Source organism: Gemmobacter sp. 24YEA27 (assembly GCF_030052995.1).
Taxonomy (GTDB): Bacteria; Pseudomonadota; Alphaproteobacteria; order Rhodobacterales; family Rhodobacteraceae; genus Pseudogemmobacter.
Window position 1 is genome coordinate 76,815 of record NZ_JASJPW010000001.1, and the last position, 13,654, is coordinate 90,468.

Annotated in this window: 10 protein-coding genes and 3 pseudogenes; 7 read left to right on the forward strand and 6 right to left on the reverse strand. The window is 62.4% G+C overall.

All coding sequences use genetic code 11. The features are described 5' to 3' along the window. Positions 1–115 precede the first annotated feature (115 nt). Positions 116–2,422 carry a DNA topoisomerase IV subunit A gene (locus QNO18_RS00495; RefSeq protein ID WP_283176083.1) on the reverse strand — a complete coding sequence of 769 codons (2,307 nt, stop codon included), beginning with the start codon at positions 2,420–2,422 and terminating at the stop codon, positions 116–118. A 152-nt stretch (positions 2,423–2,574) separates the two neighbouring features. Between QNO18_RS00495 and QNO18_RS00500 the strand changes: the two genes are divergently transcribed. The 7 genes from QNO18_RS00500 to QNO18_RS00530 all read left to right on the forward strand — a co-directional run bounded on the left by QNO18_RS00500 (position 2,575) and on the right by QNO18_RS00530 (position 7,994). Beyond that, positions 2,575–3,279, forward strand: a complete 705-nt coding sequence (locus QNO18_RS00500) for an SH3 domain-containing protein (protein ID WP_283176084.1) — start codon at positions 2,575–2,577, stop codon at positions 3,277–3,279. A gap of 97 nt (positions 3,280–3,376) precedes the next feature. After that, positions 3,377–4,204 carry an SDR family NAD(P)-dependent oxidoreductase gene (locus QNO18_RS00505; protein ID WP_283176085.1) on the forward strand — a complete coding sequence of 276 codons (828 nt, stop codon included), beginning with the start codon at positions 3,377–3,379 and terminating at the stop codon, positions 4,202–4,204. 92 nt (positions 4,205–4,296) lie between these two features. Then, entirely contained in the window at positions 4,297–4,503 is a 207-nt protein-coding gene (locus QNO18_RS00510; RefSeq protein ID WP_283176086.1) for a twin transmembrane helix small protein, read from the forward strand. Positions 4,504–4,540: 37 nt separating this feature from the next. Next, positions 4,541–5,143 (forward strand): cob(I)yrinic acid a,c-diamide adenosyltransferase, encoded by a 603-nt coding sequence (locus QNO18_RS00515; RefSeq protein WP_283176087.1) that lies wholly within the window; start codon positions 4,541–4,543, stop codon positions 5,141–5,143. Positions 5,144–5,306: 163 nt separating this feature from the next. Continuing rightward, complete coding sequence (locus QNO18_RS00520; RefSeq protein WP_249499162.1) at positions 5,307–6,068, forward strand: electron transfer flavoprotein subunit beta/FixA family protein; 762 nt, start codon at positions 5,307–5,309, stop codon at positions 6,066–6,068. Then, the gene (locus tag QNO18_RS00525) at positions 6,068–6,979 is read left to right on the forward strand and encodes an FAD-binding protein (RefSeq protein ID WP_283176088.1); all 912 of its coding nucleotides are present in this window, start codon (positions 6,068–6,070) and stop codon (positions 6,977–6,979) included. The genes QNO18_RS00520 and QNO18_RS00525 overlap by 1 nt, the downstream gene beginning before the upstream one ends. Positions 6,980–7,118: 139 nt before the next feature. Further along, positions 7,119–7,994: a 3-hydroxybutyryl-CoA dehydrogenase gene (locus QNO18_RS00530; RefSeq protein ID WP_198838076.1), complete on the forward strand. Its 876-nt coding sequence runs from the start codon at positions 7,119–7,121 to the stop codon at positions 7,992–7,994. A gap of 34 nt (positions 7,995–8,028) precedes the next feature. On the opposite strand, the gene QNO18_RS00535 is transcribed toward QNO18_RS00530, so the two are convergent. The 5 genes and pseudogenes from QNO18_RS00535 to QNO18_RS00555 all read right to left on the reverse strand — a co-directional run bounded on the left by QNO18_RS00535 (position 8,029) and on the right by QNO18_RS00555 (position 13,588). Continuing rightward, positions 8,029–9,486 (reverse strand): mannitol dehydrogenase family protein, encoded by a 1,458-nt coding sequence (locus tag QNO18_RS00535; RefSeq protein ID WP_283176089.1) that lies wholly within the window; start codon positions 9,484–9,486, stop codon positions 8,029–8,031. Beyond that, the gene (locus QNO18_RS00540; protein ID WP_283176090.1) at positions 9,486–10,481 is read right to left on the reverse strand and encodes an ABC transporter ATP-binding protein; all 996 of its coding nucleotides are present in this window, start codon (positions 10,479–10,481) and stop codon (positions 9,486–9,488) included. The genes QNO18_RS00535 and QNO18_RS00540 overlap by 1 nt, the downstream gene beginning before the upstream one ends. An 8-nt stretch (positions 10,482–10,489) precedes the next feature. Beyond that, positions 10,490–11,319: pseudogene (locus QNO18_RS00545) on the reverse strand (carbohydrate ABC transporter permease). A gap of 3 nt (positions 11,320–11,322) precedes the next feature. Next, positions 11,323–12,194 (reverse strand): annotated as a pseudogene (locus QNO18_RS00550) (sugar ABC transporter permease). A gap of 81 nt (positions 12,195–12,275) precedes the next feature. Further along, positions 12,276–13,588, reverse strand: a pseudogene (locus tag QNO18_RS00555) (sugar ABC transporter substrate-binding protein). Positions 13,589–13,654: the final 66 nt, after the last annotated feature.

Consider the following 13,654-nt stretch of genomic DNA (forward strand, 5'->3'; position numbering starts at 1 on the left):
CACCGATATCCGAGCCAGAGGCAACAGGCAAACCCGCACACGACCGGCCCGCCAGAAGACAAATTCCTTGCAAAGGAATTTGGCCGGAATTTTACGATAAAATTCCGGTTTCGCTTCAGTTGAACCGGTTGTCGCGGGGGAAGCCGCGCGGGGCCATCTTGCCGGTCCCGGCCCGCGCGCCGATCCATTCGCTCAGATCGGTCTCGAGCCGGGTGCGGCCAGCCGGGTCTTTCCAGCTCAGGCCATCGGCCAGGGTAAAGGTGATTGCATCCGACAGACCGCCATCTTTGTATTTCTGCAGTCTGACACCCTTGCCTTTGGCCATCTCGGGGAGCTGTACCAGCGGGAAGACCAGCAACTTGCGGTTCTCGCCCACCACAGCGACATGATCGCCGCTCACCTTGCGGCACATCGCAGATTTCACACCGTCCTTCACCGTCAGCACCTGCTTGCCCGCCTTCGTCTGGGCCAGCAGCTCTTCTGCGGCCACGACGAAACCATCCCCGGCCGTCGAGGCGAGCATGTATTTCTCGCCCGGACGATAAAGGATCAGATCGGTGATATCGGTGTCATTTGCCAGATCGACCATCAGGCGCACGGGTTCCCCCATGCCGCGCCCGCCGGGCAGATTGGCCCCGATCAGGGTAAAGAAGCGGCCATTCTCAGCCACAAGCAGGATCTTGTCGGTGGTCTCGGCATGGAAGGCGAAACGCGGCCCGTCGCCATCCTTGAACTTCTGCTCTGCCGCCAGATCGACATGGCCCTTCATCGCGCGGATCCAGCCCATTTTGGAACAGATCACCGTGATCGGCTCGCGCTCGATCATCGCCTCAAACGGCACTTCCTCGACGGAACCTGCATCGGCGAATGCGGTACGGCGGGCGCCATGCACCCAGTCCTTGCCGAATTTGCGCCGGATCTCTTCCAGCTCTTCGCCGATCCGCGTCCACTGTTTTGCGTCCGAGGCCAGCAGATCGGCAAGCCCCGCGCGCTCCAGGATCAGCGTGTCGCGTTCGGCGCGCAGCTCCATCTCTTCCAGACGGCGCAAAGACCGCAGCCGCATATTGAGGATCGCCTCGGCCTGGACCTCGGTCAGATCGCCGGGGCTGCGCGGCTTTGGCGCCTTATAATCCTTTTCCGACAGCGCGCGCGGGTAAGTTCCGCCCCAGACCTCGGCCATCAGCGCGGCTTTCGGGTCGCTGTCATAGCGGATGATATCAATCACCCGGTCGAGGTTCAGATAGGCAATGATGAAGCCTTCGAGCACCTCGAGCCGGTGGTCGATCTTTTCAATCCGATGCGTCGAGCGTCGGCGCAGCACCTCGCGGCGGTGGTCGAGAAACGCCCGCAGCACCTCTTTGAGCGAACAGACGCGCGGAACGCGACCATCGATCAGCACGTTCATGTTCAGGCTGAACCGGGTTTCCAGATCGGAATTGCGATAGAGCATCCCCATCAGCATCTCGGGGTCGACATTGCGGGCGCGGGGTTCCAGCACCACGCGGACATCCTCGGCGGATTCGTCGCGCACATCGGCCAGCAGCGGCACCTTTTTCAGGTGGATCACCTCGGCCAGTTTCTCGATCAGCTTCGACTTCTGCACCTGATAGGGGATCTCGGTCACGACGATCTGCCAGGCCCCCCGGCCCAGATCTTCGATCTCCCATTTCGCGCGGATGCGGAAGGCGCCGCGCCCGGTGGCATAGGCCTCGCGCATCGATTCTTTCGGCTCGACGATCACGCCGCCGGTCGGGAAATCGGGGCCCGGGATATGGTCCATCAGCCCGTCAATGCTGATCTCGGGATCCTTCAGCATCGCGTGACAGCCGCGGATCAGCTCGTCCAGGTTATGCGGCGCGATATTCGTCGCCATACCCACCGCGATGCCGGATGACCCGTTCGCCAGCAGATTCGGGAAGGCCGCCGGCATCACGACGGGTTCTTCCAGCGTGCCGTCATAATTCGGGCGGAAATCGACCGCGTTCTCGGCCAGCCCCTCCATCAGGGTCTCGGCCAGCGCGGTCAGACGCGCCTCGGTATAGCGCGACGCCGCCGGACTGTCGCCGTCGATATTGCCGAAATTGCCCTGGCCATCGACCAGCGGGTAGCGGACGTTGAAATCCTGCGCGAGGCGCGCCATCGCATCATAGATCGCGCCATCGCCATGCGGGTGATAATTGCCCATCACATCGCCGACGATCTTGGCGGATTTCCGGAAGCCCCCGGTCGCCGAGAGCTTCAGCTCGCGCATTGCATAAAGGATTCGCCGGTGAACCGGCTTCAGCCCATCGCGCGCATCGGGCAGCGCCCGGTGCATGATGGTGGACAGCGCATAGGTCAGATACCGCTCGCCAATCGCCCGCGAGAGCGGCTCGACTTCGGTTGCACCCAGGGAATTGTGATCGTCATCTTCGTCGGACATGGATCTTGTCTAGGCCGAGGCCCGGGGCTGGTCCAGTCGGTTTTCGCGCAACAACGCGCGGTCCGCGCCGGGCATGAGGATTTTGCTGCTGATTTTTCACCCTGATCTGTGTTAGACAGGGGGTGCTGCTGCCAAATTCCGAAAGTCTGCCGATGTTGCGCTATGTCTTGCCGCTTTCTGCGGCCATGTTCGTCACTCTGCTGGTTGCCGGCGAGGACAAGGGCCAGATGCGCCCCGGTCTTGCCCGTGCGGTCGCGACCGGGGAAGAGATCGTGCTCGTCACCCGCACCTTCTCGCCCACCGTCACTGTCGCGCCCGAACCCGAGCGCGTCCAGCTCTCCGCCACAGATCTGCCGCCGCCGGTCGAGCTGGCTGCGGCCCCGGCAATCGCGAGCGTGCCGAAGGCCGAGCCCGCCGCGCCGGCGCCAAAGCCCGTTTTTACCCTGTCTTCACTGCCTGATCCCAGCGGTGACACAGCGACACTTGATGCTACGGCCGCCGGATCCGCAGAGATGTCTGCCCCGGCTGCGCCCGCCATGGCAGAAACCTCGCTTTATGCCGATCCGACCGATGGCGGCGCGCTTTCGCCCGACCCGTCCGCCGCCTATGACAGCCCCTCTTATGACGGCCTTTCCAATGACGGGCCGGCAATGAATGGCGATATCCGCACTGTTTCGGCCAGCTCGGTCAATGTGCGGCTTGGCCCTTCGACCGATTCTTCGGTGGTCGGCCGCCTTTCCGAAGGCGAAGCCGTCCGCGTGATCGGCGCGGTTGATTCGGAATGGGTCGAGGTGGCGATCGAAGGCGACGGAATCTACGGCTATGTCGCTTCGCGCTTCCTGACCGACGCCTATTGAAAGCGGGCAGGGTTTCCCCCCTGCCCCTTGGGGCGATCTTCATTTGACGCTGCCCGGTCTTTGCCCCTAAGGCTTTGGAAAAAAGACGGGCAGAGCAATGGACAGATCGATTCTCATCACCGGATGTTCCTCCGGCATCGGGCTGGATGCGGCACAGGGCATGAAGGCCCGTGGCTGGCGCGTTTTCGCCACCTGCCGCCAGGAGGCCGATTGCGAAAGGCTGCGCGAACAGGGGTTCGAGAGCTTTCGCCTCGATTATTCCGATGAACCCAGCATCGCGAGCGCCATCGACGAGATCCACCAGCGCAATGGCGGCCGGCTTGGCGCCCTGTTCAACAATGGCGCCTTTGCCTGCCCGGGCGCGGTCGAAGACCTGCCTCGCGGCGCCCTGCGCGAGATTTTCGAGGTCAATCTCTTCGGCTATCACGACCTGACGCGCCGGGTGATCCCGCTGATGCGCGCCGCCGGTGCCGGGCGGATCGTCAATTGCTCCTCGGTGCTGGGACTGGTGCCGATGAAATGGCGCGGCGCCTATGTGGCAACGAAATTCGCGATGGAGGGGATGACCGATGTGTTGCGCCTTGAGATGCGCGGCACCGGAATTGACGTCGTGCTGATCGAGCCCGGCCCGGTCACCTCGCGCATCCGCGAAAACTCGATCCCGCATTTCGAGAAATGGATCGACTGGGAAAATTCGGCGCGCTCCGACGAATATCGCACCCTGCTGCACCGGCTATACGAGGCGAAAAATGCGCCTGACCGCTTTGAGCTGCCGCCTTCGGCGGTGACGGCGGCGCTGGTGAAAGCGGTGGAAAAGCCGCGCCCAAGGGCCAGATACTACGTGACCAAAGCCACCTGGCTGATGGCTTTCGCGCGCTGGCTGCTGCCGCGCCCCATGCTGGACTGGCTGATCGCGAAAGGCTGAGACAGCAGTTTCACCCTTCGCATTCCCCCTTTGCGCTTTAGGCTTTCCCCCGTGGCACTGTTGTGCCGCCGGGCGCACAGAAAGAGCACACCATGTTGAGAGATCCCCTTTTCCTCCTCGCGGCCTTTGCTGCGCTTGTCGTCGCCGCGATCCTCATCTTCGGTATCGGCACCTTCGCCAAAGGTGGTGATTTCAACCGGCGCAACGCGAATAAGATCATGCGTTGGCGCCTTATCGCTCAGTTCATCGCCGTCATCCTGCTGGTCGTCTTTGCCTGGTTCCGGCATTCAGGCAGCTGAGGCGGCGGGGGCGGCGGCGCAAGGTCAGGGAGAAACCATGGTCGTTCTGTCAAAAATCTACACGCGCACCGGCGACAAGGGCGAAACAGCCCTGTCCAATGGCGCAAGGGTGCCCAAACACGCAACCCGCGTCTCGGCCTATGGCACGGTAGACGAGACCAATGCGACTGTGGGCCTTGCCCGACTGCATGCGACAGGCGAAGTCGCGCTGGCGCTGGCCCGGATCTCGAACGACCTCTTTGATCTTGGTGCCGATCTTGCGACGCCGGACCGGCATCTGGACGAGACCCTCTCTTATACACCGCTGCGGATGATCGCGCCCCAGGTTGACCGGCTGGAGCGCGAGATTGACGCGATGAACACCCGGCTGACGCCTTTGCGCAGCTTCATCCTGCCCGGCGGATCAGCGCTGGCGGCCCAGTTGCATCTGTGCCGCACGGTCTGCCGCCGGGCTGAGCGGCTTGCAGTGGAGCTTGCCGGCGAAGAGGATGTGAACCCCGATGCGGTGCGATATCTGAATCGTCTGTCGGACTGGTTTTTCGTGGCCGGCCGCATTGCCAATGACGATGGTCAGTCGGACGTGCTCTGGGTGCCTGGCCTGACACGTGGCGATGCCAAACCGGATGGCGCCGCGGGCTGATCGCCCCTTTCACACATCTGATCGAAAAGACGCATCAGTAACGCGACGCAGTGCATCAGCGACGTGTCGCTTTTTGCTGTAGAATCGTTTCCCCCTGCGATAACACTCCTGCCGGGAGCTTGTGAGGGGCGTGCGAACGCCCCCTGAAATGGAGATTTACCGCATGAAGGTCCTCGTGCCTGTCAAACGGGTGATTGACTACAACGTGAAGGTCCGTGTGAAGGCGGATGGTTCGGGTGTCGATCTTGCCAATGTGAAAATGTCGATGAACCCCTTTGACGAGATCGCTGTGGAAGAAGCGATTCGCCTGAAGGAAAAGGGCATCGCCACCGAGGTCGTGGTCGTCTCGATCGGCGTCAAACAGGCGCAGGAGACCCTGCGCAACGCGCTGGCGATGGGCGCGGACCGGGCGATCCTGATCGAAGCCGCGTCTGACGTGCACACCGATATCGAGCCTCTCGCCGTGGCGAAGCTGCTGGCCGCCGTGGTGAAGGAAGAGGCCCCCGGCCTGGTCCTGGCCGGCAAGCAGGCGATTGACAACGATATGAACGCGACCGGCCAGATGCTGGCGGCGCTGCTTGGCCAGGCCCAGGCGACCTTTGCCTCGGAACTGGTGATTGAGGGCGACAAGGCCCGCGTGACCCGCGAGGTCGATGGCGGTCTCCAGGTCATCGAGGTCAGCCTGCCGGCGGTCGTCACCGTCGATCTGCGCCTCAATGAGCCGCGTTACGCAAGCCTGCCGAATATCATGAAGGCCAAGGCAAAGCCGCTGGCGGTGAAGACCCCGGCTGACTATGGCGTCGATGTGACCCCGCGCCTGACGGTCGTGAAAACCACGGAACCGGCCGGCCGCAAGGCGGGTGTGCGCGTAGCCTCGGTCGATGAGCTGGTGGCGAAACTCAAAGATGAAGCGGGGGTGATCTGATGGCTGTTCTCCTGATTGCCGATGTGAACGAAGGCCAGCTTGCCACCGATTCGGTTGCCAAAACGTTGACGGCTGTGAAATCCCTTGGCGAAGTGCATCTTCTGGTCGCAGGCCCGGCAGAGGCTGCGGCGGCCGCGGCAAAGCTCGATGGCGTGAGCAAAGTTCTGAATGCCAGCGATAACAATGGCCTGGCTGAACCGATGGCCGATCTCGTGGTCAGCCTCGCAGGCGCGTACAGCCATATCACCGGTGCCGCGACCGCCTATAACAAGAACGTTCTGCCGCGCGTTGCGGCGTTGCTCGACGTGATGGTGATCTCGGATGTGACCGCCGTTATCGATTCTGAAACCTTTGAGCGGCCAATCTATGCCGGCAACGCGATTCAGACGGTGAAATCTTCGGACGCGAAGAAGGTCTTTTCGGTGCGCACGGCGGCTTTTGCGGCAGCAGGCGAAGGTGGTTCGGCTCCGGTCGAGGCCGCAGCAGAGGCTGCGGCAACCGGCCTGTCGAGCTTTGTCGAAAACCGGGTGGCGGCGTCGGATCGTCCCGAACTGACCTCGGCGAAGATCGTCGTGTCGGGCGGGCGTGGTGTGGGCTCGAAAGAAAGCTTCGCGGTGATCGAGAAGCTCGCGGACAAGCTGAACGCAGCCGTCGGCGCAAGCCGCGCAGCGGTCGACAGCGGCTACGCGCCGAATGACTGGCAGGTCGGCCAGACCGGCAAGGTTGTGGCGCCTGATCTTTATGTCGCGGTCGGCATCTCGGGTGCAATCCAGCATCTCGCCGGCATGAAGGACTCGAAGGTCATCGTCGCGATCAACAAGGACGAAGAAGCCCCGATCTTCCAGGTCGCCGATTATGGCCTGGTGGGAGACCTCTTCACCATCCTCCCCGAGCTCACAGAAAAACTCTGATCTGCAAAACGCAGAAAAGGTAAGAAAGGGCGCCCCCGGGCGCCCTTTTCCATTGCCGGACCGGCCAGCGCCCGCAGCAGGGATTGCCCCCGCAGGCCCCCGCGCCTAATCTCACAGCCGCAACAGCAAGAGGCTCATCATGGATATCCGTTCGGTCGGCATCGTAGGCGCGGGGCAGATGGGCAACGGCATCGCGCATGTTTTCGCGCTCGCCGGATATGACGTGCTGCTGAACGACGTGAATGAAGACTCGCTGCAAAAGGCCGTCGCCATCATCGACCGTAATCTGGAACGCCAGGTGTCACGCGGCAAAGTCTCGGCCGAGGACAAGCAGGCGGCGATGGGCCGGATCAGGACCACCATGACGCTCGCCGATCTGGGCCCCTCGGATCTGGTCATCGAGGCCGCGACCGAACGTGAAACGGTGAAGCAGGCCATTTTCGACGCGCTGCTGCCCCATCTGAAACCCGAGACGATCCTGACCTCGAACACCTCTTCGATCTCGATCACGCGGCTCGCCTCTCGCACTGACCGGCCCGAGAAATTCATGGGGTTCCACTTCATGAACCCGGTCCCCGTGATGCAGCTGGTCGAGCTGATCCGGGGTATCGCCACCGATCAGGCGACCTATAGCGCGCTGCATGCAGTCGTGGAAAAGCTCGGAAAGACAGCGGCTTCGGCTGAAGACTTCCCCGCCTTCATCGTGAACCGCATCCTGATTCCGATGATCAATGAGGCGGTCTATACGCTTTATGAAGGCGTCGGAAATGTGCGCTCCATCGACGAGGCGCTCAAGCTTGGCGCCAATCACCCGATGGGCCCGCTGGAGCTTGCGGATTTCATCGGGCTCGACACCTGCCTTGCGATCATGAACGTGCTTTATGACGGCCTGGCCGATACCAAATACCGGCCCTGCCCGCTTTTGACGAAATATGTCGAGGCCGGCTGGCTGGGCCGCAAATCGCAGCGCGGCTTTTACGATTACCGCGGCGAGGTGCCGGTTCCGACCCGCTGAGCCCGGTTCCGCTGAATCCGGGCCCGGCCCGGGCTTAGCGCGCCAGATACGCGCCCAGAACCACCCGCGTTCCCTCGGCCCAGAGGCGCGTCAGATGATGCGCGAAGGCCGCGCGAAATCGCGGGTCCTCGCCGGTTTCACCATAGATCGTTTTTTGTGCCAGCCACAGGTCGGGCTGTGCCCGCGCCTGCTGCGCCAGCACCGTCAGCCGATCCCAGTCCGGATCATTCGCCGCAATCACGGCGCCGCCGTCAGTCACCCCGGCGCAATAGCGACACCAGAGCGCCGAGACCAGCGCCAGCCCCTCCACCGACCCGCCCGCCGCCAGCGCGTCGCGCAGCGAGGGGATGATGAATTTCGGCTGCCGGTTCGACCCGTCAAGGCAGAGCCGCCGCGTGGTATCGGCCACCTCGGGATTGGAAAACCGCTGCCGGATCACCTCGTAGTAATTGGCGATCACCGTATCCGGGACCGGCGGCACATAGGGCACCACCTCTTCCGTCTCGCCCCGGTCAAGGAAGCCCGCGATCAGCGGATCGGCCATCGCCTCATGGACGAATTCGATATCCATCAGCCCGGCCGGATAGGCGATGATCGCATGCCCGCCGTTGAGAATGCGGATTTTCATCATCTCATAGGCATGGACCTCGCGGCTGAAGGTCACGCCGACCCGTTCCAGGGCCGGGCGCCCGGCGGGGAAGTGATCCTCGACCACCCATTGACGGAAGGGCTCGCAGGTCACCGGCACCGGATCATCAAGACCAAAAGCCGCCGCCATTGCGCGTTCGCGCGGGCCGGTCGCGGGCGTGATGCGATCAACCATCGCATTCGGGAAGGCGACCGTCGCCTCGATCCAGGCGCTCAGATCCGGGTCCGACAGGCGGGCCAGGCCCAGGACCGCGTTGCGGGTGACATCGCCATTTCCGGGCAGGTTGTCGCAGGACATCACGGTAAATGGCGCGATACCAGCGGCGCGGCGTGACTTCAGCGCGGCCACTATTGCGCCAAACGCAGTGCCCGGCGCATCAGGGCGCGCCGCATCGGCGGCAATTGCCGGGGCGGTCGGGTCAAACGCGCCCGAGGCCGGGTCGATGAAATAGCCGCCCTCGGTCACGGTGAGCGAAACGATGCGGATCTCTGGCCGCGACATCGCCGCGATCAGGCTGGCATTGCCAGGCTCAACCGGCAGGAAATCCACCATCGCGCCGATGCGGCGACAGCTGCGCCCCGTCGGGTCCAGCTCGATCACGGTCGAAAGGCAATCCTGGGCCAGCAGGGCCTCGCGCATCGCCGCATCCGCCGGGCGCACACCGGCGCCGATGATGGCCCAGTCATGCCCGAGGCCAAGGCCGAACAGGTCATCGAGATAGACCGCCATATGGGCACGGTGAAAATTCCCCAGCCCGATATGGACGATGCCCGGTGTCAGGGATTTGCGGTCATAGCCGGGCATTTGCACCGACAGATCAGGCTCCGTCTCCGACCCCCGCATCAAAGTGCCCTTCCCTCATGGTCGAAGCGATAAAGCTTGCCCTCTTGCGGGCTGAGGCTGACGCGGTCGCCGTGATGCAGCGCCATCTCGCCCGAGACGCGGACGGTCAGCTCGCCCGCCTCGGCGGTCTGAACCTTGAGAAAGGTGTCAGAGCCGAGATGTTCGGCAAGGCCCACCACGCCAGTCCACCGCCCGCCCGGCGCCACCGCGATATGTTCCGGCCGCACCCCCAATGTGGTGCAGCCCTCACGCGCGGCTTCGGCCCCGGTGATGAAATTCATCTTCGGGCTGCCGATGAAGCCCGCGACAAAAAGGTTCTTCGGCTGGCGATAAAGCTCCAGCGGCGAGCCGACCTGTTCGATCCGCCCCGCATTCAGCACCACGATCTTATCGGCCATGGTCATCGCCTCGACCTGATCATGGGTCACATAGATCATCGTGGTCTTAAGTGACTGGTGCAGCTCGGAAATCTCTTGCCGCATGGTCACGCGCAAGGCCGCATCCAGGTTGGACAGCGGCTCGTCGAACAAGAACGCCGCCGGTTCACGCACGATGGCCCGGCCAATTGCGACGCGCTGGCGCTGGCCGCCCGACAGCTGGCCCGGACGGCGGTCGAGGTAATTCGTCAGGTTCAGCACTTTCGCCGCCTGCTCGACCTTTGCCTTCTGCTGATCGGGGCTGAGCCCGGCCATTTTCAGCGGGAAGGCGATGTTTTTGCGGACCGTCATATGCGGGTAAAGCGCATAGGACTGGAACACCATCGCCAGCCCCCGACTTCCCGGCGCGGTATCGGTCGCGTCCTTGCCATCGATCACGACCTGGCCCGAGGAAATATCCTCAAGCCCCGCGATCAGCCTGAGCAAGGTCGATTTACCGCAGCCCGAAGGCCCCACGAAAACAACGAATTCACCGTCATTGATGGTCAGGTCAAGCGGCGGAATGACATTCACTTCGCCAAAGCTTTTCGTGACCGCGGAAAGGGTAATCTGTCCCATTCTTTACCTCACTTCACCGCGCCAAAGGTCAGGCCGCGGACGAGTTGTTTCTGGCTGAACCAGCCAAGGATCAGGATCGGCGCAATCGCCATGGTCGAGGCCGCCGAGAGTTTTGCGTAGAACAGGCCCTCGGGGCTGGAATAGCTCGCGATGAACTGCGTCAGGGGGCCGCGTTTTTGGTGGTCAGCTGCAGCGTCCAGAAGGCCTCATTCCAGGCGAGGATGATGTTGAGAAGCATGGTCGAGGCGATCCCCGGCACGGCCATCGGAGTCAGGACGTAGAGGATTTCACGGCCCAGACTGGCGCCATCCATCCGCGCGGCCTCAAGGATCTCGCCGGGGATTTCCTTGAAATAGGTGTAAAGCATCCAGATCACGATCGGCAGGTTGATCAGGGTCAGCACGCCGACAAGGCCGATGCGGCTGTCCAAGAGGCCGAAATCGCGGAACAACAGATACAGCGGCACCAGCACGCCGACCGCCGGCATCATCTTGGTCGAGAGCATCCACATCAGCAGGTCTTTGGTGCGTTTGCCGGGAACAAAGGCCATCGACCAGGCCGCCGGGATCGCGATGACCAGCGCCAGCACGGTCGAGCCAAGCGAGATGATCACCGAATTCATGAAATGCAGGAAGTAGTTCGAGCGCTCCTGCACGACGTGATAGCTCTCCATCGTCCACGGCGCGGTCAGGACCTCAAGCGGCGCTTTGATCGCATCGCCCTCGGTGCGGAAGGACAGGATGAAGATCCACAGGATCGGGAAGAAGATCAGGAAACCGATCGTCCAGGCCAGGGTGGTGACGGCCCATGTCCGGGCGGGGCTTGTGGTACGCGCCATGGCTCAGACCTCCAGATTCTTGCCGATCATCCGCATCAGGAAGACCGCAACGATATTGGCGAGGATGACCGCGATGATGCCCCCGGCAGCGCCGCCGCCCACATCGAAGGACAAAAGCGATTGCGAATAGACGAGGAAAGGCAGGTTCGTCGACGCCGTCCCCGGGCCGCCATTGGTGGTGACGAGGATCTCGGCAAAGACCGAAAGCAGGAAAATCGTCTGGATCAGGATCACGACCGTGATGGGCCGCGTCAGATGCGGCAGGGTCAGGTGCCAGAAGCGGCTGCGCCAGCCGGCGCCGTCCATCTCGGCGGCCTCCATCTGCTCGCGGTCAAGACTTTGCAGGGCGGTCAGCAGGATCAGCGTGGCAAAGGGCAGCCAGGACCAGGCCACGATCAGGATGATCGAGGCCAGCGGCGCATGGCTCAGGAAATCAAAGGGTTGCAGCCCCACGGATTTGAAGAGATGCGCGAACATGCCGTTCACCGGGTTCATGAACATATTCTTCCAGACCAGCGCGGCCACGGTCGGCATCACGAAGAAGGGCGCAATCACCATGACCCGCACCACGCCCTGGCCCCTGAACGGCTGATCCAGGAGCAGGGCAAGCGCGATGCCCCGGTCACCGTGATCGCCAGCACGCCCAGCACGAGGAGCAGCGTATTGGTCAGGGCGGGCCAGAAGGCGGGCTGGGTGATGAAATAGTAATAATTGTCGAATCCGGTCCAGCTCTCCATCCCCGGCATCAGCAGGTTGTAGCGCAGGAATGAGAAGTAAAGCGTCATGCCCAACGGCACGATCATCCACAAAAACAAAAGGATAACCGCCGGAGAGACCATAAGACGCGCAGCCGTCCTGGACTGTTCGGTCGCCATGATGTGGTCCTGAAATACGGGGAAGAAGGTGGCGGGGCCGCGTAAAGAAGGCAGCCCCGCCGGGAGGAACCTTTTAACCGATCACTTGATATAGCCCGAACGGGTCATCTCGGTCGTGGTGAAGGCCTGTGCCTTGGCCAGCGCGCCCTCAGCCGCATCAGACCCCGCCAAAGCCGCCGAGAACATCTGCCCGACCGCCGTGCCGAGCCCCTGGAATTCCGGGATCGCCACGAATTGCACCCCGACATAGGGCACCGGATCCACCGCAGGATTGTTCGGATCGGCCGCATTGATCGATTCAAGCGTCATCTTTGCGAAGGGAAGCTTCTGGTATTCCGGATTGTCGTAAAGCGACTGGCGGGTGCCGGGTGGCACATTCGCCCAGCCCTCTTTTTCAGCCACCAGCGCGAGATAGTCTTTGCTGGTCGCCCAGGCGACGAAGGTTCTGGCAGCCTCTTCCTTCTGCGTGCCCGCAGGGATTGCAAGGTTCCACGCCCAGAGCCAGTTGCCGCGCTTGCCCAGCCCGTTATCCGGCGCCAGCGCAAAGCCAACCTTATCTGCCACGGTCGATTCCGCCGCATTGGTCACAAAGCTCGCTGCAACCGTCGCGTCGATCCACATGCCGCATTTGCCTTGCTGGAACAGCGAGAGATTTTCGTTGAAGCCATTATTCGCGGCACCCGGGGGCCATAATTGCCCATCAGATCAAGGTAGAAATCCAGCGTATCCTTCCAGGGCTTCTGGTCGAATTGCGGCTTCCAGTCCATGTCGAACCATTTGGCGCCAAAGCTGTTCCCCATGGCCGAAAGGAAGGCCATATTCTCGCCCCAGCCCGCCTTGCCGCGCAGGCAAATGCCGTAAACCTCATTCGGCTTGTCGGTCATCGCGGCGGCGGCTTCTTTGATGAAAGCCCAGGTCGGCGCTTCTGGCATCGTAAGCCCGGCCTTCTCCATCAGGTCGGTGCGATACATCACCATCGAGCTTTCGCCATAGAACGGCGCGGCGATGAGATTGCCGTCAACGGTCAACCCGCCCCGGATCGCCGGCAGCAGGTCATCGACATCGTAATCGGCGGGCAAGTCATTCAGCGGCAGAAGCCAGCCCTGTTTGCCCCAGATCGGGGCCTCATAGGTGCCGATAGTCATGACGTCGAACTGGCCGCCTTTGGTCGCCACATCGGTGGTGACGCGCTGGCGCAGGACGTTTTCCTCAAGCGTCACCCAATCGACCCTGATGTCGGGATGTTTCGCGTAAAACGCCTCCATCAGCCCCTGCATCCGGATCATATCGCCATTGTTCACGGTGGCGACGGTGATGGTGGTTTCGGCCATCGCCGCCCCGGAAAGGGCGAGCGCAACCGTCGCGCCAAACATGGCGCGGTGCGACAGTTTCATTGGTTTTCCTCCCTGGCTGCGTCTGAATCACCTAAATGAGCAATTCATCGCATTGCGATCAATTGC

Bases quoted from the DNA above. Each gene is read 5' to 3' on its own strand.
- QNO18_RS00525 (WP_283176088.1), top strand. From the start codon at position 6,068: ATGGCTGTTCTCCTGATTGCCGATGTGAACGAAGGCCAGCTTGCCACC.
- QNO18_RS00530 (WP_198838076.1), top strand. From the start codon at position 7,119: ATGGATATCCGTTCGGTCGGCATCGTAGGCGCGGGGCAGATGGGCAAC.
- QNO18_RS00500 (WP_283176084.1), top strand. From the start codon at position 2,575: ATGTTGCGCTATGTCTTGCCGCTTTCTGCGGCCATGTTCGTCACTCTG.
- QNO18_RS00510 (WP_283176086.1), top strand. From the start codon at position 4,297: ATGTTGAGAGATCCCCTTTTCCTCCTCGCGGCCTTTGCTGCGCTTGTC.
- QNO18_RS00505 (WP_283176085.1), top strand. From the start codon at position 3,377: ATGGACAGATCGATTCTCATCACCGGATGTTCCTCCGGCATCGGGCTG.
- QNO18_RS00535 (WP_283176089.1), bottom strand. From the start codon at position 9,486: ATGCGGGGGTCGGAGACGGAGCCTGATCTGTCGGTGCAAATGCCCGGC.
- QNO18_RS00520 (WP_249499162.1), top strand. From the start codon at position 5,307: ATGAAGGTCCTCGTGCCTGTCAAACGGGTGATTGACTACAACGTGAAG.
- QNO18_RS00540 (WP_283176090.1), bottom strand. From the start codon at position 10,481: ATGGGACAGATTACCCTTTCCGCGGTCACGAAAAGCTTTGGCGAAGTG.
- QNO18_RS00515 (WP_283176087.1), top strand. From the start codon at position 4,541: ATGGTCGTTCTGTCAAAAATCTACACGCGCACCGGCGACAAGGGCGAA.
- QNO18_RS00495 (WP_283176083.1), bottom strand. From the start codon at position 2,422: ATGTCCGACGAAGATGACGATCACAATTCCCTGGGTGCAACCGAAGTC.